Source organism: Streptomyces sp. NPDC059373, from assembly GCF_042751495.1.
Classification (GTDB): Bacteria; Actinomycetota; Actinomycetes; order Streptomycetales; family Streptomycetaceae; genus Actinacidiphila.
In genome coordinates, this window is sequence record NZ_JBHYXC010000002.1 from 161,258 (window position 1) to 181,138 (window position 19,881).

Sequence of the window (19,881 nt, forward strand, 5' to 3'; positions counted from 1 at the left end):
CGAATTTCCGCACCACGCCAGGATTCCCGAGGGTGGTTGTCTCAAATGGCGGGACGCATTTCATGTGAGCTGCGTCATGCAATCGCGCTCGGCCGCATCCTCACGATGCGCACTCCTATTGCGGTGGCGGTCATACGGCCACCGCGACGCCCCAGTACCGCGACGGCTACAGCCGCAACGTCCTGCGCGCTCATCGACCGCCCCCAACCGTTCGACCCGCGTGTATCAGCACCGCAGCCCGGATCCCGCACGGCGAGGGGCCGGAACGACCCACTGCTACTGCACGGCGGTTCCGGTCTTTCGGTTCCGGCCCTTCCACAGGATGACCGCGCCACGGATCTGGTAGCCGCAGCTCACGACGGCCGTGATTGCAGCCACCCCAAGGCCTGACGTCTGCTTCAAAATCTGGCCATCTCCGACCAGTACCAGGATCAGTGTGATCAGAGCGAGCAGGTTGTACCACCAGCGCAACCAGCGCCGTCCGAGGACCGTCGAACCGTGGCTCGCCAGCCATCCCACGGTGCCACAGGTGATCGCGCTGAGCATGACCGGAACAGCCACAAGCACTCCGAACGGTGTCGCCAGTGCCCACGTCTGACCGTCGTCAATCGGCAGGGCCAGGGTGGGCACCGCCAGCCCCACGGCGATGAAGAACGGCCGCGCTGCTTTACCCGGGCTTGTCCACGGTGGAGCGCTCGGCACCGGAGCGTCTGGCCACAGTGAGACCGGCTGCCCAGACGGTGGCACCGGCGACTGCGGCACCGCCGTCCCGGTCGCGGGGCTGGGCCGGCGGCGCGCCGGCGGGATTGGCTGCGCTTGCGGCTCGGCAACCACCACTTCGGCCACCACCCGCTCCGCATCAGCAGGCTGCGTCACCGGCTCAGTCATCGGCGCCGACTGAGGCAGCGTCCGTTCAGGTTCCGGCTCGGGCGCGGGCGCCGGCGCCGGCGCCGGTGGGGATTCGGGGGTCTGCGGAAGGATCGCCTGGAGCCGGGCTGCGGCGGCGAGCGACACGGTTCGGCTGTCGTCGTCGACGAGGCTCCGGATCTCGTCAGCTGCGAGCCGGCGTACGAGGTCGTTGCCTTTGCGATGCAGGTGGGCGAGCCCGTCCAGGGCGCTCATACGGTCGGTGGGGATCGGGCTGCTGAGTGCGTGGCGCAGGTAGGTCGGCAGCGCCCAGTTGATGTTGCGGGCGATGACGATCCGGCCCTCGACGTCGTCCTGCTTCTTGGGGCGCTGCTGGGGCATCTCGTCGACGACTTTGTCGTGGACATAGCTGTAGAGCTCGTCGAGGGTGATGTCGCCGTCCCCGTCCAGGTCGGCGCTGCCGTCGCGCAGGCCCGCCACCAGATGGCGAGTGAACACCGACTGCACGCCCGTACCGTGCGGCTCGTTGCCCTCGAAGGAGTACTGGGTGGCGTCCGAGGCCGTCAGTACGGTACGACCCCTGCCCTGGAACCGCTCTAGCGCATGCACGGTGGTGTCGGCCTTGGCTGCGCGACCGGCCGGGAAGGCGCCGCTGTAGCAGCAGTCCAGGATCAGGACCTTCTGGCGGGACATGCAGCCGGACATGGCATGGTCGATCTGCTCGGCGGGCAGCGAGGTGAACAGCAGGCTGTCGCGCCTGGTGTTGGCTGTCGCCAGGTAGAGTCGGCCGTCGTCGTCCTTCAGGCCGTGACCGGTGAAGTACAACAGGGTGAGGTCGTCGCGTCGCCGGTCGCGGTAGAGGTCGCCGATGGCCTCCCCAACCCGGTGATGCGGCTCGTTGATCAAGGTGGTGACCTCGAACCCCGCGATGTCGGGATCCCGCAGGACAGCGGCGAGCGCCTCCGTGTCGTGGCCCGGGGCGGTCAGTCGCCGCAGTCCGGCGTCCTGGTAGTCGTAGTTCGCGATCAGCAGTGCCACCCGGCGGCCCATGGCTATCTTCCGGTGTGCCGACGGACGTACGCGTCGATCAGGTCGCGGCGCTCATCGGTGGACGCCTGTTCCAGCTCGATCGTGTCGCCGTCGATGGTCAGCGAGATACGGTGCCGGACGGACTGGCGGCCGAGCCAGTCGCGCAGAGTCTCGATGAGCGTGGTGAACACGCCACCAGACGCGCTCAGCGCCACCACGACCGCCCCCAGCATGAGGGAGTCGCCCTTCGCCCCGTCAGGAGCGGCCCCAGCGGGTGCGGGACGGACCGACTCGACATCCAGCTCGGCGATCTCGACCCGCAACTGGCGCGTCAGTCGCTCGCCCACCTCCCAGTCCAGCTCGGGATTGGGCGCGAGGACCAGCAGCACACTCATCACGCCCCCTGCTGGGGCACCCGCGTGGCCATCGTTCATCGCATCCTGACGGTGCATGCGCCCCCCGTTACGAATTTCAGCGATGCCGTTTCCCACAGTGTGGCCGCCAGAGGCCGCCGACGGCAGCCCTTCGTGACTATCTGCCCAAGGCACAGCGCTGCGGAGGCAGGGCCGTCGACTGACCGGCTCTACCTCCGCTGCGTGTCGCCTCTCACTCGGGGAAATCGGCGCTTCAGCCGGAGTGCTTCCGCTTCTCCGCCTGGAGCCGCTCGGCTGCCTCCTTGCGTTGCTGGCGCACCTCGGCATCGATGCTCTGGGCGAGCTTGCGCTGGTGCTTTTTCTTGGAGTGCTGGTAGATCAGCTGGGCCTTTGGACTGGACTGGCCGGCACGGACCATGAGGTCCTTCATCTTCGCGCCGGTGTCGGCCGCCAGGGTGTTGCCGGTGTGGCGCAGGTCGTAGAAGCGGAAGTTGGACGGCAATCCGACCTTGTCCCGGGCCTTCCGCCACTTGCGACCGAGGGTCGACCGCCGGAACGATGCGCCGCGCTCCCCGACGAACAGCAGCCCGCCTACATCCGCGGCCACCACGCCGCCACACTGCGTGCCGTCCTGCCCGACCACGCCGACCGCATCCAGGCCGAGCCCAACTGGCCAGCACTCGCGGCGACCCTCGCAGACGCTCAAGCTGCCGGCCACAACCCGGCCGAGCTCCTCCACAGGGCTGTCGACCTCACCCAGCACCCCGCGCGGACGGGGTCGCTGACACGTCACTCCCCATGGCCAAACCTGGCCGAGGGGCAGCTCTATCAGGAGCCGCCCCTCGGCCTACCCGCAGCACCGAGGAAAATGCCGCGGATTGCGCCGGTGAGGAACGGGCCCGCCCTCGGCCTCGGGGCGGGGCCTGCCAAGGCTGGCACCTTCCCCCTCATCCGGAGATGCCGGGGTTCCTGGCCATGATGTCCTCGGTGGCCTGCCAGAGCCGGGGCAGGAACTGTGTGACCTGGTTGGCGCGGTGCAGGAGATCACTGGTGGAGGTGATGCCGAGGTCGGCGACGGCTGCCTGGAATGCCGGGACGAGCTCGCGGTGCAGCTCCGGGGCGTCCACGGCAAGGATGGTGTGGCAGCGCGCGAAGGTCGCGATGATCCAGAAGACCGCTTCGTGGTGGTAGCCGCGGTCGATGAGGCCCTGGCTTCCGTCGATCGCGATCGGCCGTGCCGCCGGGGTGACGTCGGTGCTGAAGAAGAAGGCAGTCTTCGCTATTTGGGCGGTGGCGTCGAAGACTGCGGTCAGTTCGCGTAGATGGTGCTGAACCTGTCCTGCGAGCAGGTCGGCGCAGCCAAGGAGCTCCAGCAGTTCTGGGTAGAGGCTCAGGTGGCGTAGTCGGTGAGGACCTCGCGTGCGGCCAGATAGCGCAAACGCACGGTGGGGTTGCGCAGGGCGGCGACGAGCACCACGTGGGTGGTCACCCCGGTGGGAAACAGCCAGGCCAACACCTGCTCGTGGAACGGCACTGAGGTGTCGATCGCTGCGAGCCGGTTCTCGACGCGGTGGCGGGCGTCCTGGCATCTGCGACGGACCCACGGCCGGTCGGCGAAGCTGCGCGAGACGCGTATGTGCAGCTGACGCAGGTGGCCGGTGGGGTCATCGATGATCGTGTCGACGCGAAAGCTCCCGGCCAGGTGATACGAGGCCAGGACACCCTCGGCCGAGGCGAACTCCGCCCAGGGCAGATAGGTCACTTCCAGCAGGGCACCGTGGTAGCGGATCTTTCCGGGCTTGACAGGCAGGTCGGCTTTCGCAGTGACGACGACGATGTCGACGTCGGAGGACGGTGACAGCTCCGCATCGTCCGGCAATCCGACCGTAGAACCGCTGAAGTACGCTCCGCGAAAGCCGGTCTCGGGGCGGGCGTGCCGGGCGACCCACTGAGCTGCGGCTGAGCGTGCCAGGCCGACTCTCACAAAGATCTCCCCCGATGACGTGTGCAAGACCATCATTGTCCCTGCCGTCCTCCGGCCGACGCATGCATGCATGCAAGGCTGTTCCGGTGGAGACACACGTGATCGCAGTCGTGGGCAGCAGTCCCGGCGTGGGGAAATCGACGTTGTGCGGTGCCTTGGCCCGCTGGATCGCCGAGAGCGGGGCAGTGGTCGATCACTTCGAAGAAGCCGACATCCTCACCCGCGCCGCCTTCCACGCCGTGGCCGAGGAGTTCGCCGAAGGCCGCGGCAGCGTCCGGCCTCACACCCTGATCGAGGCCACCCGGGCCTACGTCGAGCAAGCACGTGCGGACGGCGTGGACGTGCTGGTGACGGACGCTCTGATCCCCTTCATCCCCTCGCTGGTGGCCTGGGGCCACGACGAGACGGCGATCACCAAGGTCGTACGCGAACTGGAGACAGCCGTTGAGCCGGCCCAAGTGACCGTGGTGTATTTGCGGGACGCCCCGGAGACGGCACTACGACGCGCGGTCGAACGCGAAGGCCCGCAGTGGGCGGACTGGTATGTCGACAAACTCAGCCGCTCCCCCGGCACCCGAAGCGTCGCAGACCTGGCATCAGCGGCCGTACACCTCCGCTGCGAAATGGAACTGACCCTGCGACTGCTGGCAGCGACACACTGGACCGTAATGATCGTGGACGTCACTGACCGTGACGTGGCTCAGACCGTGCAGCATGTCCGCAACCAACTGCACGACAAGCTCGGCAACAGCGCGCGCTGAAATCCCCACCCGCCGCCGGGAACACCATCACTCTCAGGACAGACCGGCAGCCTGGCCGACGGCAGGTCCGCTGACGAGACACAGGCCCCGGCCAACCGTTCGCCCCTGCCTCCCACGCCTGCCGTGACTCCACCAGAAGCCAGCGGATGACCCCAGAGCCTCCGGCCGGACGAAGCCAATGCGGTGCGTACGGGCTCGACGACAACGAGACGGCAGAGCTGCGCCGCTGGGCACTCTCGTGGGCCGAGGACATCGCGGGCAGGTCAGTACAGCCGAGAAGTTTCAGCGATTCTGGGTAGCGGCTGAGATGGCCGTAGTCGGTGAGGACCTCGCGGGCGGCCAGATAGCGCAAACGCACGGTGGGGATGCGCAAGGCGGCGACCAGCGCCACGTGGGCAGTCACTCCGGTGGGAAACAGCCAGGCCAAGGCCCCTCCGGAGAGCCGGACTCAGTTCCCCACGCCGAGGCTGGACATGAAGGCGGACGGGTATCGGTCGCCGCGCGCCGCGCCCGGCGGCACCGCCTTCTCGATCTCGGCGAGGTCGTCCGCGGTGAGGTTCAGCTCCGTCGCGGGCAGCGCCTCGGCCAGCCGATCGCGGGTGCGAGCGCCGACCAGCGGCACGATGTCCTCGCCCTGCGCGGTCACCCAGGCGATGGCCAGTTGGGCGACGGTGCACCCCTTCGCCTCGGCGACCCGGCGCAGCGCCTCCACGAGGGCGAGGTTGTGTTCCACGTTCCCGCTGGAGAACCGCGGGCTGAAGCCGCGGCTGTCGCCGGGGGCGGCGGTGTGGCCGGCAGACCAGTGCCCGGAGATGAGGCCGCGGCTGAGGACGCCGTACGCGGTCAGGCCGATGCCGAGCTCCCGCAGCGTAGGCAGAATGTCCGCCTCCACCGCGCGGGAGATCAGCGAGTACTCGATCTGCAGGTCGGCGACCGGGTGCACGGCGTGCGCCAGGCGGATCGTCGCCGCATCGACCTCCGAGAGGCCGAGGTGCCGGACGTACCCGGCGTCGATCATCTCCTTGATCGCGCCCACCGTCTCCTCGATCGGTACCGCCGGGTCCAGCCGGGCGGGACGATAGATGTCGATGTGGTCGGTGCCCAGCCGGGTCAGCGAGTAGGCCAGGAAGTTCTTCACCGCCTCGGGACGGCTGTCGTGCCCGCCGAACTCCGGGCCCGGCCCCCGCAGCATGCCGAACTTGACGCTCAGCTGGTAGCTGTCCCGATCCCGTCCGCGCAGCGCCTCGGCGAGCAGCAACTCGTTGTGGCCCATGGCGTAGAAGTCGCCGGTGTCGATCAGCGTGACGCCGGTCTCCAGCGCGGCGTGCACGGTGGCGATACTCTCCGCGCGGTCGGCCGCGCCGTAAGCGCCCGACATGCCCATCGCACCCAGGCCCAGCGCGGAAACGGCCGGGCCGGTGCTGCCCAGGGTTCGTATCTGCATCGTGTTCTCCTTCGTCGTCGATCTGTCACCCACCTTGCGCCCGCGCCGCGACGTGCGGGAGCGGAGTGTTCATCATGGGAGAGCCGCTCCCTGGATCGGCTCGCCCACCGCGAGGGACCATGAGGGCCATGCAACGTGACCAGCTCGCCGACTTCCTGCGCCGCCGCCGGGAGGCGATGCGCCCGGCCGAGGTCGGCATCGCCGACGGCCCCCGCCGTCGCACCAGCGGCCTGCGCCGGGAAGAGGTGGCCATGCTCGCCGGCGTGTCGGTGGACTACGTCGTACGCCTTGAGCAGGGCCGCAGCAGTCAGCCCTCGGTCCAGCTGCTCGGCGCGCTGGCCCGGGCGTTGCGCCTGTCCGACGACGAGCGCGACCACCTGTTCCACCTGGCCGGCCACCGGCCCCCACCGGCCGACGGGCTGGCCCGCCTGGCCCGCGCCGGCCTGATCCGCATGCTCGACCTACTCGGCGACACCGCGGCCTTGGTGCTGTCCGACCTGGGCGAGGTCCTCGCCCAGAACCGGGCCGCCCTCCTGCTCACGGGCGACCACACCGACTTCTCGGGCGACCGCCGCTACGTCGCATACCGCTGGTTCACCGACCCCGCAGCCCGGGCCGTCAACCCGCCCGAGGAACAAGAACGCCACGCCCGCCAGCTCGTGGCCGACCTGCGCGCGGCCGCCGCCCGCCGGGCCGGCGACTCCACGGTCGCCGGACTCGTCGACCGGTTGCAGGCCGCAAGCGCCGACTTCCGCCGGCTCTGGGCCGAGCACGAGGTGGCGGTCCGGCGCTCCGACCGCAAGACCCTGCTGCACCCGCGGGTCGGCCGCCTGCTGATGGACTGCGAGACCCTGGTCACCCCCGACCAGGGCCAGCAACTGCTGGTACTCACCCCGGCAGACGCCGAGACCCGCGAGCGACTGGAACTGCTGCGGGTCATTGGCATCCAGGAATTCCCCACCGGAGCAACGGGCCCGCCCGAACGGTGAAGCGGCCGACCACGGGGCAGCGGCTCTCCACCCGGCGTCGCCTCATACAGCGTGGCGTTGTGGACGACACGTAGTTCGGCTCTGGCGACGGTCACGTGACGTCCCAAGGGACACGCGACGTCACAAAACCCGCTCCACCAGCAGAGAAATGGGGCAATTGCCCGTCTCACGCTTGCGTACGACGAGATCACGGCCACCCAACGCCGTCCCTGACCGACGCCGACGGCTGCCCCTGAGTCCGGTGCCCCAGGAGTAGCCGTCAGCCACCTGAACCATCAGCTCTGTACAGGTGCGCCTGCGCCCTGGGCGGGAACCTGCGCCTGCGGGATGGCCGTCAGTAGCTGGTCGAACTCGCCGCGCCAGTAGCGGTGGATGTTGAGCCGACGCGGCTTGGGGTCGTTGGGGAAGTGCAGGTACATCGAACTCCAGACCCTCGCCCGCTTTATCGCGCTCACCGGGAACGCCTCACGGGGGAACACCGCGACAACGTCGCCCGGACGGTTGGTGAAGCGGTTCGCGTTGTTGATCACGATCGAGGTGTTGGTGAGCGTGATGAAGTAGAACTTACGCGTCAAGGCGACCGCGAGGCCGACCCCGGGGATCTCGTCGAATATCGCGTTGAGCCAGGGGCTCGGGCCGGTCTCGGTGTGCACGCAGGCGATGAACGTCTCACCGGGAGGCGCGACCTGAGAGAGCTTCTCGATGACCTGAGCCTTCTGTTTGGCCCGCCGAATCGCCATGAACCCATTTCCTTTGTTCATCCAACCAGGGCACCGCGTCAACGCGGTGAAAACGGCTGACGGTAGCACTTCAAACCCACCGAGTCCCAGCGTTTCGGCGACCCGCATACGGGTGGAACCCGTAGACCACTTCCAAGGACGTCGGCGGGCAATGCCGCGGACAGCACACTCCACCGCACCGACGGCAGCAGCCGGATCGGCCCAGGGTGCTCATACGGTCGCTTCGAACTTGACCGTGCTTGAGCCCAGAGCGCTTGGCCTCTTGTGCTTCGCGGTGGGAGCCTGGGCATGTCTTTGCGGGATGGGGCTGCGCCGGCCCCCTACCCGCGCCTGACGAGAGGGCGGTAAACGTCCGCCTGCGGTGCGAGGTGGTTGCGGGCGCGTGCCGTGCCCGGTCTGCGACCTCAATTCAGGACATCACGAGCCGCGCACGATAACGGGGGATGATCATGCGACCGAACGGCGACTCACGACGGATGCCCGCCGGGCTCGTCGCGCTCGCTCTCGGCAGCTTCGGGATCGGCCTGACCGAGTTCGTGATCGCCGGTCTGCTTCCGCAAGTGGGTGGGAGCCTGGCGGTGTCCGAGGCCGCGGCCGGCTGGTTGATCTCCGGGTATGCCCTGACGGTCGCGGTCGGCGCGATCGTGGTGACCGCCGCCACCGCCGGCCTGCCGCGCAAGGCGGTGCTCACCGGTTTGGTGGCGCTGTTCGTCGCCGGCAACCTGCTGTCCGCCGTCGCACCGAACTATCCGGTGATGATGCTCGGACGCGTGGTCGCGGCGCTGTGCCACGGCTCGTTCTTCGGCCTCGGCTCGCTCGTCGCACGGCGCATGGTCGCCCCCGAGCGGGCGTCGAGGGCAGTGGCGGTGATGTTCGCCGGGCTCACGGTCGCGAACGTGCTGGGTGTACCGTTCGGCGCCCTGGTCGGCGAACGCTGGGGCTGGCGCGCCACGTTCTGGGGGATCGCCGGCATAGGCGTCGGCGCCCTGGTCGCCATCGCCGTGCTCGTGCCGGCCTGGGCCGGCGCCGTCAACCGGCCGCCCGCCTCGAAGGGTTCCGCCACGAACCGGGCAGACGGTCTGCGTACCCAACTGGGCGCTTTCCGGTCCGGGCAGGTCTGGCTGACCCTCGCCGCCACCGCGCTCGGCTACGGCGGCATGTTCGGTGCGTTCAGCTACCTCGCCTACACCTTCACCCGGGTCACCGGCTTCTCCAGCACCGATGTCGCCTGGCTGCTCGTCGTGTACGGCAGCGGCCTCGTGGCCGGGAACATCCTCGGCGGACGAGCCGCCGACCGCGATCGCGACCTCACCTTGATCGCTTCCCTGGCCGGTCTCACCGCCACCCTCACCGCGTTCGGGCTCCTGGCCGCCAGCCCTGTCGCGTCCACGGTCCTGGTCTTCCTGATGGGGTTGTTCGGCTTCGCCAGTGTTCCCGGTTTCATCACCCGCGTCACCGACCACGCCCACGGGGCGCCACTCGCCGCCAGCGCCAACGTTTCCGCCTCCAACGTCGGCAACGCCCTGGGCGCCTGGCTCGGCGGGTTCGCCATCAGCGTCGGTCTCGGCTACACCGCTCCGCTGTATGTCGGCGCCGTCATCGTCCTCATCGGGCTCGCCGTCATGATTGCTGCCGCACGTCTATCGGGGCGATCACAGCCCGACACCATCGACCGGGAACTCGCCCAGAACCCGGCGTCCGCAGGCTGACCGGGCCGACTGGTGACGGGTGTTCGCACTTAGTCGGGTAGCCGTGCCATCAGGGTCGTGAGTTCGTGCGGGGCTGGCTGTGGCGCCCGCTGGTGCGCGTGGTCCCGTGGCCTTTCACGCCGGGGGTGGTGGCGCATCGGGCGCGCAGGCGCTGGTTGACGGGGTTGCGGTAGCCGAAGGCGCAGCGAGCGTCGGTTTTGATCAGGCGGTTGACGCCTTCGGAGCCGGCGTTCGTGACCCCGGTGATCAGCGCCGCGAGGATCTGCGGCCACCACGTCGAGACTGTCTGGGCCAAGCGGCCAATCTCCGGGAGGTTGCGTGGCGGCGGCCGATTCGTAGAACTTCACGAGCCTGGCGTTGATCGTCGCGCGCTGCGGGTTCGTGCCGTGCAGGGCGAGCAGGTCCATCAGGTCCTCCTTGCAGTCCCATGCGGCGAGGATCGACAGCCCGATCTTCTTCGGCAAGGCTCTGAGGTCGTTGACCATCGGGTCGAGGTGTCTCGCGTGCATCCGCGCGGCCGATGAGAAAACCTCACTGTCGCACCAGGCGATTCCCGTCACCCGCTCTACGACAAAACCCCAGTTCGGAGACCTGGAGCTTGTCTGACGTAGTTCGGGAGGATCTCTCGGCATCACAGCTGGCGTAGCAGCCTCCTCGGCGTTGCCCTCCGTCCGGTCGACGGTGTCCGGTACGTCGGACGGAGGGGCGCCGTGCGGTCTACTGCACCGGGACGAAGTATCCCTCCTGGTCCACCACCACTTGGACCGTTCCACCCGAGCCGTTGTAGATCTTGATGCCCTTGGCGCTGCTCCCGCCCACGGACACCAGGTTGGGCACCGTCTCGCCCTTCGCGAAGTTGAGGTTCGACACGCTCGGCAGCGATGCCCCGCCCGGATAGACCGTCAGCACTCCGGAGGTCTGCGGCTGCGTCACCGTTACGTTGAGGACGGCGGCCGTGAGCGGCGTGGAGTACTGGCTTCCGATCGGCGAGGTCGTGAGCGTCCCATGGGCCTTGACCGCGCCGGCGCCGTCCGAGCGGGTGTCCTCGATCCGTAGCGGCCCGTTGGGGACGAAGGCCAGCGTGGCGCCGGAGGCAGCCGTACCGTAGTAGCCCGCCAGATCTGCCACCACCTGCACCGACCCGCCGCTGCCGTTGTAGATGTCGGCGACGCCGTTGACGACCGGGACCACGACCAGGTTCGGCACGGTATGCCCGGCGGTGAAGTTGAGGTTGGACGCGGTCGGCACCGACTGCCCGTCCGGGAACGCTGTCAGGAACCCCGACTTGGTCGCCTGTGTCGCTGTCAGGTTGAGCACGGCGGTGGTCGCCCCGCTCGGCAGCACACTGGACAGGTTCAGCCGCAACTTGCCGTGGGCCGTCAGCGCACCGGCGCCGGAGGTACCCGTGCCTGCGCGTGTGTCCAGGACACGCGAAGGGGTCAGCGACTTGTAGCCGTAGCCGCCCGGACCGTAGAAGCCCTCCAGGTCGACGATCACGTGCACGGTGCCGGAACTGCCGTTGTGAAGACGGACCGCGCCGTCACTCACCGAGGTCGTCACCAGGTTGGCGACAGTCTCGCCCTTGGTGTAGTTCAGGTTCGACGCGGTCGGCAGGCTGCTGCCGTCCGGGTAGACGGTCAGCACCCCTGCAGCCGTCGGCCGGGTGACCGTCACATTGGCGACGACCGCGCTCATGTCCGCACCCGACACCCCGTCAAGGGCCGGCAGTTTCAGTACCACATCGGACTTCGCCGCCACCGGCGCCGTCGTGGTGACCCCGACCGCGTGGCGCGTGTCCAGCACCCGGTCCGGAGCGACCGGAGTGTAGTCCGCTCCAACGACGTGACGGGCGCTGGACCTGATGTCGAAGCCCCAGTAGCTGATCTCGTAGGTGCGGGTGCGCGTGTAGTCGTGGGTGACGACGGAGGCTGAGCTGGCGACCTGGGGCCGGCCATCACCGAAGTCATAGACCACGGGACGGGAGTCCGAGCCGTTGGTCGTCCAGGTGAACGTCGGCGCCGTGTGCGACACCTTCGCTGTCAGCGCGCCGGTCGTGACGGTCGCCGTGCCGAGGCTGGTCACAGGGCCCTGATACTCGGCCGCGCCTACGTCGTAGTAGCCCACGCCGGTGCCGGAGTTGGCGATGCTCGGGTCATCGGTGCGGGGCATCCCGAGGGAGTCGGTGGCGGTCTCCCCCGCCGCCGAGGCGTCAGCCGCGTCGATGGCCGCCGAGGTGGCGGCCGGGCCGTAGGAGGCCGCGTTCCCCACCGACCCCCCGTCCAACTGCGGGTTCACCGCGAGGTCGTGTGTCCCCTGGCCCGTCCCGGACTGGAAGGCCGACAGGTCGGCATAGGCCACGCCGGCCCAGGTGTAGGGGGTGCCTCCGCTGACGGGGTCGATCAGATTGTGGCTCGCGCTGGTCCCGCTGGTGGAGTCGGCTGAGACGGTCAGTGCTGTCGCGGTGGCCGGGGTCTTGCAGGCGGAGAAGACGACCGGGGAGGTTTCCAGATTCGTGGTGGAACCGTTCTCGACGATGTTGTTCTCGATCGTCGTCCCGGTTGAGCCCGACTCCAGGTCGATCCCACTCCTGCAGTCGGACACCAGAGTGTTGCCCACGACGTCCGTGCCGGTGGGGCCCTGCAGCAAGATGTCGACGCTGTTCGCGCCGAGCCCGGTGACCTGGTCGGACGCCAGCACAATCCCGGTGCTCCCGCCGTCGACCTCGACGCCCGCCGAGTACTGGGTCAGCACGGCAGTACGCGTCACCGCGACGCCGCTGGAGCCCCCGGTCACGTGGATGCCCGGCTCCTTGTAGGAGGTCGCGACGTCGCTGTCGAGCGTGATGTCCGAGGAGGAGTTGATACTGAACGCTTCGTCATCCCCGCTCGGCTGGAAGCCCTTGATCACGATGTGATGCGCACCCGTCACACCGAAGCCGACCGCCCCGCGCGCAGCATTGACGTAGACCGGACTACCCGCCTGCGTGGGCACGCCCTGGAACGTGATCGGTGCGTCAGCAGTGCCCGACCGGGTAATGCTGACAGACTCGTTGTACGTGCCCGGCTCCACCATTACGGTCTGTCCCGGCTCGACCACGTTGACGGCAGCCGAGATGGTGCAGAACGGCACGGCGGCGGAGCCCAGCCCCGCGCTGTCCGAGCAGCTGGCCGACTTGGACACGAACAGTGCGCTGGAGGCTGGGGACAACGCCGTGGTCGCCCCTGCCGCCGACCCCCCGAGAGCAGACACGGCTGTGCCCACCACGGCCAGTGAGACGAACGCAGCGCCCCCGGATCGCAGGCTTCGCATGAACTTTCCCCTCCCCTTCCCGCTCGGGTCGCAGGGAACGACCCGAGCGGAGACGCTACACCCCTGCTCACACCCGGGAGCGCCAGGGATGGTATGGGGTTTCCGGGAGTTGAGAGCCTGGTGCTGAGGGTCAGCCGTCAACCGCCACGCTCGCTACGGGCGGCATGGCTATCCGATGCGATCAGCCCCCGCCGCGTCGCTCACAGGAGCCAGGAGCGGAATAACTGGTCCCGATGCCGAGGGGTTACCCGGCCGTGCAGCCGCCAGTTGCGTCATGCGACTCGGGGGAGGGCGACCCGAGGAAGCTCACACCGTGAGCAGCACCTTGCCCACGTGCGCGCTCTCTTCCACGATCCTGTGCGATCAGGCGGATGTGCTCGCACACTCGCTCACTGATCGTCTTCGGGCGTCCCCCGCTCCATTCTTTCCAGCCGGACGAACGCACTCGGTCGACACCCCACGGCCATCCCGGGTGCAGGCCGACCTCAGTTGGTCAGTTGGTCAATTGGTCAATTGCCCAGCTGTCGCCCGCGCCGATCATCGATGCCGGGCGCAGCTGGTGGCTCCAGACCTCGGGCGGCGTCCCCTACGCTCAGCCCTGGGTATCGGCGTCGGCGACGGCAATCGCGACGCCGAGGGCTTTGGTGATGTTGCCAGCTGCCGTCATGACGCGGGCTGTGCCCACTATGGGAGCGATGGCGACCAGGACATCCTGTAGCTGGTCGGCGGTCAGGCCGGCCTGGAGGGCGGGGTCGATGTTGGCAACGTAGGAAATCGGCGGAGCGTCCGAGGCGGCCAGGGCCGCGATGCGGGTGAGCATGAACGTGTCCGGGGCCAGCCCGCACCGCTCAACCGAGTCGACCGTCATCGCGGCGAGGGTGTCCAGTACCGGGGTTTCAGATGCTGTGGCCATGGCGGGTCGTCTCCTCTTGGTGTCGCGATGAGGATCTGCGGGCGGAAGCAAGCAGGGCTCCGCATCTCGGTGCAGCGTCTACTGCTCGACCGTAAGTCCGTTTCTTGCGGATTGCCTGTCGAGGGGATCGTCCGAGGAGGGATGCAGATAGGCGGCGACGGGACGAAACCTGGGGGCCTGCGGGGGCGGCTGGCTCCGGCCGTAAGGAGCGCCCGACGGACCGCTGACGCACTGGGTCAGCGCCGACCTCGCTGTGCGGCGGAGGAAGGGCTTCGATTCCCGCCCCTTCCATCCGGCGGCAACAGGCGAGTACGAGGAAGTGGGAAAAGAGTCGGCCGCGCCGCACAGCCTGCGGCGCTCGCCCCGGACTCAGAGGGAGGCTCGTCGCGTGGCGCCGTGCCAGATCCCTTGCCAGATAGGGCGGAGCACCACGGTCAACAGCGGTCAGCGTGAAACGTCGCGCAGCCATGCGCATGCAGTCGTTTCCGCAGCTCAGGGTCACATCCAGGCCCGAAAGACCGGTGATTCCCAAGCTCAGAGCGCGGGTTCGATTCCCGTCACCCGCTCCGGTACTTAAGGCCGGGAGTGTCTTTTTCTTTGTGTATGCCCGGTGTGAGGGTTGGTGTCAGTAGTCGGTGACGCGGTCGCCGTAGTAGCCGGCGAGGGTGTTGATGGCTTCCTTCCAATTGCGGGTCCGGCCAGTGGCGTTGGGTTTGTTGGGCTGTCGGTCGCGGATGACCAGGTAGAGGACCTTGAGGGCGGAGTTCTCGTCGGGGAAGTGGCCGCGTCGGCGGGTGGCCTGGCGGAAGCGGGAGTTGAGGCTCTCGATCATGTTGGTCGTGTAGACGATCTTTCTGATCTCGGGTGGGAAGCGCAGGAACATCACGAAGTGTTCCCAACTGCGCCGCCAGACCGCGATCAGGGCCGGGTATTTGGCGCCCCAGACGTCCTCGAACTCGGCGAACCTCGCCTCGGCGGCGTCGGCGGTCGGGGCGGTGTAGACGGTGCGCAGTTCCTTGGCGATCTGGGCCCAGTGCTTGGTGGAGGCGTACTTCAGGCTGGCGCGGACCATGTGGACGACGCAGAGTTGGATGTCGGCCATGGGCCAGATGTTGCCGATGGACTCCGGCAAGCCCTTCAGGCCGTCGCAGCAGGCGATCAGGACGTCCTGGACGCCGCGGTTCTTCAGCTCCGCGAGCCAGGTCATCCAGGTCTTGGCGCCCTCGCCGCCGGTGCCGACCCACATTCCCAGCACGTCCCGCTCGCCGTCGAGGTTGATCCCGACGGCGACGTAGACCGGGCGGTTGGCGACCGCGCCGTCGCGGATCTTCACCACGATGGCGTCGATCATGACGACCGCGTAGACGGCGTCCAGAGGGCGGTTGCGCCAGGCGTCCAGTTCCTCGCTGACCTTGTCGGTGGCCCGGGAGATCAGGTCCCGCGAGACGTCCACGTCGTAGATCTCCGCCAGGTGGGCCTGGATCTCCCCGGTCGTGAGCCCCTTGGCATACAGCGACAGGATCGCGGCGTCGAAGGCCGGGGTGAAGGATCCGGCCCGGTCCCGTGGGATGTCCAGTTCCACCGACCCCACGTCCGTCAGCACCGTCTTGCGTGAGGTTCCGTTGCGGGAGTTGCCTGATCCCGCGCCGGCCGCATCGCCTTTCTCGTAGCCGAGATGCTCGGTCATCTCGGCCTCCAGGGCGCCTTCCAGGACCAGTTTGACCAGCCCGGACAGCAGGCCGCCCTCGCCGACCAGGTTCAGTCCCTCGCGACGGGCCCGCTCGATCAACTGCTCGGCCAGGTCCCGGTCCAGCTGAGCCGCTCTCGCCAACTCCGCCCCCGTTCGTACGATGTTCGCATTCTTGCGGGGGTGCTCGTCCTTGATCCCCATGCGTGATCCTTCCCGGCAGAGACCACGTCTCATGCCATCCGGGTCACACCGGGGCATACACAATCTTTAGGACAGTCCCCCCCGGATCCGCTGGGCCTCCAGCCGGCCCCAAATCCCGCTACCTATGTCAGTAATCCCCACACATGGATGGATCCTCTTGGTCTCGCGTCATGCCATGAATTCCATACCGTGCAAAGTCCGGAGGACGCTGCACGGCTTCGCGCGGGCGGTGAACCCTGGCCCCCCGAGGATACTCGGGGACAGTACGGTGAGGGTGTGTACTCCTGGGCGACCAGAGAAGAGGCAGAGGCCTATGCGGAGCGCCTGCGTGGTCGCGGGACTGACGTCGATATACTTACGTTCCATGTCTCGGACAGCGACTTCTCAAGCCTGAAGAAAGCCGATGTGGTCGCAATGAGCCCCGGCGAGGCGGACGCCTTCATGGAGCGTCACAGTCGCCTGTACGGAGCCGGGGAGCCGCATGATTACGAATACGTGAAGGACCGCACGGGCATGGGCCACGAACACTACTTCGCCAAATCCGTTTTCCACAAGCTGAAATTCGCGAACTGAGATCGGTAATGGAATACACTTTCAAGTTCCGAGAGCGCCTGTCGCCGGGTGGGCTGGCCGCCGATTTGACCGCCGAGAAGCTTGTGATGAACAGCCGCCCCGCGGACACTGTACAGATTTATCGAAAAGTATGGCTTTCTCCGCCCGACGGCACGCACTGGAAAGACTTGGCATGGCTCTGCTTCGGTCTGTCACTTCATTCCGAGCAGCTATCACTTGCACATCCCGACGGCCTGCTTATTTCTATTCGCAATCTGTCATACCCGCTGAGTGACTACCGCTCCGAAGTTGCGGCATTCGCCATGGATGGGTGGGTACGGGAAGTCTTCCGACTTCCAGATTCCGGTATCCGAGTCGTAAAGAAATCCGATGGAGCCCTGGATTCTTTTGACTGGGCCGGGCGGGATCCGTTCAGCGATCCTCTTTGACTGACTCAATACCGTCCCGGAAGGTGATGCAGAACGTCTCCCGCTTCGAGCGGGGCGAACCGGGACGCTCTGAGTTGGCGACGGAGTCCGCCGGGCGGCGCTGCGGGCAGCACGCGAACGCCCGAGTTCCTCGTCCACCAGGCGGTCAGCTCCCACCACGGGGGGCACGCCCTGCCGGGGCAGGCGGCCGTTTTTTCGTTCCGTCGCGCCGGAGCTTCGGCCGTGTCGGAGCTACTCGTCGATGGCGCGGCCCTTCGCTTCGAGAACGGCCGCGAGGTTGCTGATCGCCTGAGCCGGCCAGGGGAGCTGCCGCGGCGTAGGGGGCGCCTCGGTGAGTGGGGCCCGGGAGGACGAGGGGGGCGACCCTGGTGGCGGTGGACGGCAGGACGCTCGTGAGTCGCTGCCCGGGTCACAAGGGCATGGCGGCTGCGGGCAGCGTCTGCTCGCACCAGATCGTCTTGCCCGCTTTGGTCTGCCGGGTCCCCCAGCGCTGGGTGAGCTGGGCGACCAGCAGCAGACCCCGGCCGCCCTCGTCGAAGACTCGCGCCCGCCGCATGTGCGGTGCGGTGCTGCTGGCGTCGGAGACCTCGCAGATGAGTGCGCGGTCATGGATCAGCCGCATCTGGATCGGTGAAACGCCGTACCGAATGGCATTCGTCACCAGCTCGCTGACCACCAGTTCGGTGACAAAGCCCGCCTCGCCCAGACCCCAGGCGTCGAGTCTGCGGGTGCTCTCCGCACGAACCTGCGCCACGGCAGCGGCATCCACCGGCACATCCCACACGGCAACGCGACCGGGGTCCAGGATCCGGGGGCGGACCAGCAGCAGAGCGGCGTCGTCGGCGGGGCCGTCGGGGAGCAGTGTCTTCACGGCGTGGTCGCACAGGGCTTCCAGCGAGTCGGCCGGTGTGATCAGCGCCCGGCGCAGTGTCTCAAGGCCGACGTCCAGGTCACGGTGGCGTGACTCGACGAGGCCGTCGGTGTAGAGGGCGAGCAGGCTGCCCTCGGGCAGGGGCACCTCGACGGACTCGAACGGCAGACCGCCGAGGCCGAGCGGCGGGCCGGCGGGCAGTTCCAGGAATTCGGCGGTTCCGTCCGGGCTGACCAGGACCGGTGCCGGATGGCCGGCGCGAGCCAGGGAGCAGCGCCCGGTCACCGGGTCGTACACCGCGTACAGGCAGGTGGCGCCGATGTCCGCGTCCGCTCCGGCCTCGTCTTCGGTGCCGGATTCCTCCGACAGTTGGATGACGAGGTCGTCGAGCCGGGTGAGCAGTTCGTCGGGGGTCGGGTCGACATCGGCGAGGGTGCGTACGGCGGTACGCAGCCTGCCCATCGCGGCGGCCGCGTGGATGCCGTGTCCGACCACGTCGCCGACCACCAGTCCGACCCGGGCGCCGGAGAGCCCGATCACGTCGAACCAGTCGCCGCCCACGCCCGCGCGGGGCGTCGCGGGCAGGTAGCGCGAGGCGACCTGCACCGCTGACTGCTCCGGCAGCCGCTGCGGCAGCAGACTGCGCTGCAGCGCGAGTGCCGCCGTACGCTCGCGGGTGAAGCGGCGCGCGTTGTCGAGGCAGATGGCGGCCCGGCCCACCAGGTCCTCGGCCAGGGAGATGTCCTCGGGGGCGAAGGGCTCCGGGGTGGTCCGGTTGCGGACGAACATCACCACGCCCAGCGTGGTCCCCCTGGCCGTGACCGGAACGAGGAGCCAGGAGTGCGTTCCGAGCCGGTCGACCTTCCCCTGCCGGACCGGGTCCTCGGCCAGCCACGAGCTGATGACCGGGTCCGTGGTCCGGTACAGCGCGGTACGGCCGGTGGCCAGGCAGAGGGCTGCGGGCGAGCTCGCCAGGTAGACATCGGCGTCGGTCGCGGCGGACAACACCTCCGGGACCCCCTCGAACACGTTCAGCTCGGCGATCCGGCGCAGCCGGACAGCGCCGACGAGTGGTCCCGGAGCGGGCTCGTCCCCTCTGAGCAGGACTTCCAGCAGATCGACGCGGGCAAAGTCGGAAAGCCGGGGTACGGCCACCTCCGTCAGTTCCCGCCCGGTGCGTGTCACGTCGAGCGTGCTGCCGATGCAGATGCCGGCGTCGTTCAGCAGGGCCAGCCGATCCCGGGAACGGCGGGCCTCGGTCACATCGGTCGCGGTGACGCAGAGCCCGAGCGTCTGCCCCCGATCGTCACGCAACGGTGTCGCGGAGACGCTGGTGACACTGGAGTGGGCGTCCCCCGGAATGCGGACCCGCAGATCACTGACCTGTTCCTCGCCGGTGGTGAGGACCCGGCGCATCCGCCCCTCCCATTCCACGGCCTCCGGACCGGCCAGGATGTCCGTCAGCCGGAGCCCGCGCCGCGCCTCGTCGGATATTCCGCTCATGCGGCGCATCTCGGCGCTCTGCCACACATGGCGCAGATCCGTGTCGTAGACCGACAGGGCGATCGGCGAATCCGCGAGCAGCCATCCGGACAGTGCCTGCGCTTCCCGGCGCGCGGTCGGGTCCGGCGGCGGGCCGATCACCAGGACCGAGCCGGATACGCCTGCGTCGGACGCCAGGGGACAACGGGAGACGGGCAGTACCAGCAGGCGGCCGTCCTTGTGACGGACCGGAAGAACCGCGTGGCGCTCCTCGCGGCCGGCCGGACCGTCGGCGGAGGGCAGATCCGGTATGTCCAGCAGTTCCGTCACCGGCTGCCCGACTGCGTCCGCGACCGTGTGGCCCAGGAGGCGTTCCGCTCCCGGGGTCCACCCGGTGACGGCTCCCCGCCGGTCGGTCGTGACCAGGCCGAGGAGCGGGCCGCTGGAACGATCACCGCCCCTGTCCGGCGGAGAAGGGCCGTACGTCTCCATGGCGTCAAGCGTGGTGCGGAACATG

General features: G+C 68.4%; 17 protein-coding genes and 1 pseudogene. 6 read left to right on the top strand and 12 right to left on the bottom strand.

What is annotated here, in order from left to right; translation table 11 throughout:
• Positions 1–276: 276 nt before the first annotated feature.
• From ACFXJ5_RS04940 to ACFXJ5_RS04955, 4 genes and pseudogenes are all read right to left on the bottom strand, one after another.
• Positions 277–1,905: a caspase, EACC1-associated type gene (locus ACFXJ5_RS04940; protein ID WP_384626946.1), complete on the bottom strand. Its 1,629-nt coding sequence runs from the start codon at positions 1,903–1,905 to the stop codon at positions 277–279.
• A 14-nt stretch (positions 1,906–1,919) separates the two neighbouring features.
• Entirely contained in the window at positions 1,920–2,291 is a 372-nt protein-coding gene (locus ACFXJ5_RS04945) for an effector-associated constant component EACC1 (protein ID WP_384626949.1), read from the bottom strand.
• 232 nt (positions 2,292–2,523) lie between these two features.
• A pseudogene (locus ACFXJ5_RS04950) lies at positions 2,524–2,859 on the bottom strand (tyrosine-type recombinase/integrase); the annotation flags it as partial.
• Positions 2,860–3,217: 358 nt separating this feature from the next.
• Positions 3,218–3,397, bottom strand: a complete 180-nt coding sequence (locus ACFXJ5_RS04955; RefSeq protein WP_384626951.1) for a hypothetical protein — start codon at positions 3,395–3,397, stop codon at positions 3,218–3,220.
• A gap of 12 nt (positions 3,398–3,409) precedes the next feature.
• Here ACFXJ5_RS04955 and ACFXJ5_RS04960 point away from each other — a divergent pair, with 12 nt between their 5' ends.
• Positions 3,410–3,592 carry a hypothetical protein gene (locus ACFXJ5_RS04960; RefSeq protein WP_384626954.1) on the top strand — a complete coding sequence of 61 codons (183 nt, stop codon included), beginning with the start codon at positions 3,410–3,412 and terminating at the stop codon, positions 3,590–3,592.
• Positions 3,593–3,660: 68 nt separating this feature from the next.
• Here ACFXJ5_RS04960 and ACFXJ5_RS04965 read toward each other — a convergent pair whose 3' ends face one another.
• On the bottom strand, positions 3,661–4,149 hold the full coding sequence (locus ACFXJ5_RS04965; RefSeq protein ID WP_384626957.1) for a hypothetical protein: 489 nt from the start codon (positions 4,147–4,149) through the stop codon (positions 3,661–3,663).
• 203 nt (positions 4,150–4,352) lie between these two features.
• Between ACFXJ5_RS04965 and ACFXJ5_RS04970 the strand changes: the two genes are divergently transcribed.
• Positions 4,353–5,015 (top strand): hypothetical protein, encoded by a 663-nt coding sequence (locus ACFXJ5_RS04970; protein ID WP_384626960.1) that lies wholly within the window; start codon positions 4,353–4,355, stop codon positions 5,013–5,015.
• A gap of 448 nt (positions 5,016–5,463) precedes the next feature.
• Here the strand turns inward: ACFXJ5_RS04970 and ACFXJ5_RS04975 are convergent, their stop codons facing one another.
• On the bottom strand, positions 5,464–6,459 hold the full coding sequence (locus ACFXJ5_RS04975) for an aldo/keto reductase (RefSeq protein ID WP_384626962.1): 996 nt from the start codon (positions 6,457–6,459) through the stop codon (positions 5,464–5,466).
• A 128-nt stretch (positions 6,460–6,587) separates the two neighbouring features.
• On the opposite strand from ACFXJ5_RS04975, the gene ACFXJ5_RS04980 reads away from it, so the two are divergent.
• Positions 6,588–7,448, top strand: a complete 861-nt coding sequence (locus tag ACFXJ5_RS04980; protein WP_384626965.1) for a helix-turn-helix transcriptional regulator — start codon at positions 6,588–6,590, stop codon at positions 7,446–7,448.
• A gap of 275 nt (positions 7,449–7,723) precedes the next feature.
• On the opposite strand, the gene ACFXJ5_RS04985 is transcribed toward ACFXJ5_RS04980, so the two are convergent.
• Positions 7,724–8,188 carry a hypothetical protein gene (locus ACFXJ5_RS04985; RefSeq protein WP_384626968.1) on the bottom strand — a complete coding sequence of 155 codons (465 nt, stop codon included), beginning with the start codon at positions 8,186–8,188 and terminating at the stop codon, positions 7,724–7,726.
• A gap of 476 nt (positions 8,189–8,664) precedes the next feature.
• Between ACFXJ5_RS04985 and ACFXJ5_RS04990 the strand changes: the two genes are divergently transcribed.
• Positions 8,665–9,897: an MFS transporter gene (locus tag ACFXJ5_RS04990; RefSeq protein WP_384628311.1), complete on the top strand. Its 1,233-nt coding sequence runs from the start codon at positions 8,665–8,667 to the stop codon at positions 9,895–9,897.
• Between the two features lie 49 nt (positions 9,898–9,946).
• Here ACFXJ5_RS04990 and ACFXJ5_RS04995 read toward each other — a convergent pair whose 3' ends face one another.
• The 4 genes from ACFXJ5_RS04995 to ACFXJ5_RS05010 form a co-directional block, all read right to left on the bottom strand.
• Positions 9,947–10,201 (bottom strand): transposase, encoded by a 255-nt coding sequence (locus ACFXJ5_RS04995; RefSeq protein WP_384628314.1) that lies wholly within the window; start codon positions 10,199–10,201, stop codon positions 9,947–9,949.
• 413 nt (positions 10,202–10,614) lie between these two features.
• Positions 10,615–13,077, bottom strand: coding sequence for a NosD domain-containing protein (locus tag ACFXJ5_RS05000; protein WP_384626971.1), 2,463 nt, complete (start codon positions 13,075–13,077; stop codon positions 10,615–10,617).
• Between the two features lie 721 nt (positions 13,078–13,798).
• The gene (locus tag ACFXJ5_RS05005; protein WP_384626973.1) at positions 13,799–14,119 is read right to left on the bottom strand and encodes a carboxymuconolactone decarboxylase family protein; all 321 of its coding nucleotides are present in this window, start codon (positions 14,117–14,119) and stop codon (positions 13,799–13,801) included.
• A gap of 625 nt (positions 14,120–14,744) precedes the next feature.
• Positions 14,745–16,010, bottom strand: coding sequence for an IS256 family transposase (locus ACFXJ5_RS05010; RefSeq protein WP_384626976.1), 1,266 nt, complete (start codon positions 16,008–16,010; stop codon positions 14,745–14,747).
• A gap of 276 nt (positions 16,011–16,286) precedes the next feature.
• Between ACFXJ5_RS05010 and ACFXJ5_RS05015 the strand changes: the two genes are divergently transcribed.
• Together ACFXJ5_RS05015 and ACFXJ5_RS05020 are read left to right on the top strand one after the other, a co-directional pair.
• The gene (locus ACFXJ5_RS05015; RefSeq protein WP_384626979.1) at positions 16,287–16,583 is read left to right on the top strand and encodes a hypothetical protein; all 297 of its coding nucleotides are present in this window, start codon (positions 16,287–16,289) and stop codon (positions 16,581–16,583) included.
• 8 nt (positions 16,584–16,591) lie between these two features.
• A complete protein-coding gene (locus ACFXJ5_RS05020) occupies positions 16,592–17,011 on the top strand; it encodes a hypothetical protein (protein WP_384626981.1) in 420 nt (139 codons plus the stop codon).
• 409 nt (positions 17,012–17,420) lie between these two features.
• Here the strand turns inward: ACFXJ5_RS05020 and ACFXJ5_RS05025 are convergent, their stop codons facing one another.
• On the bottom strand, positions 17,421–19,880 hold the full coding sequence (locus ACFXJ5_RS05025; RefSeq protein WP_384626984.1) for a SpoIIE family protein phosphatase: 2,460 nt from the start codon (positions 19,878–19,880) through the stop codon (positions 17,421–17,423).
• Position 19,881: the final 1 nt, after the last annotated feature.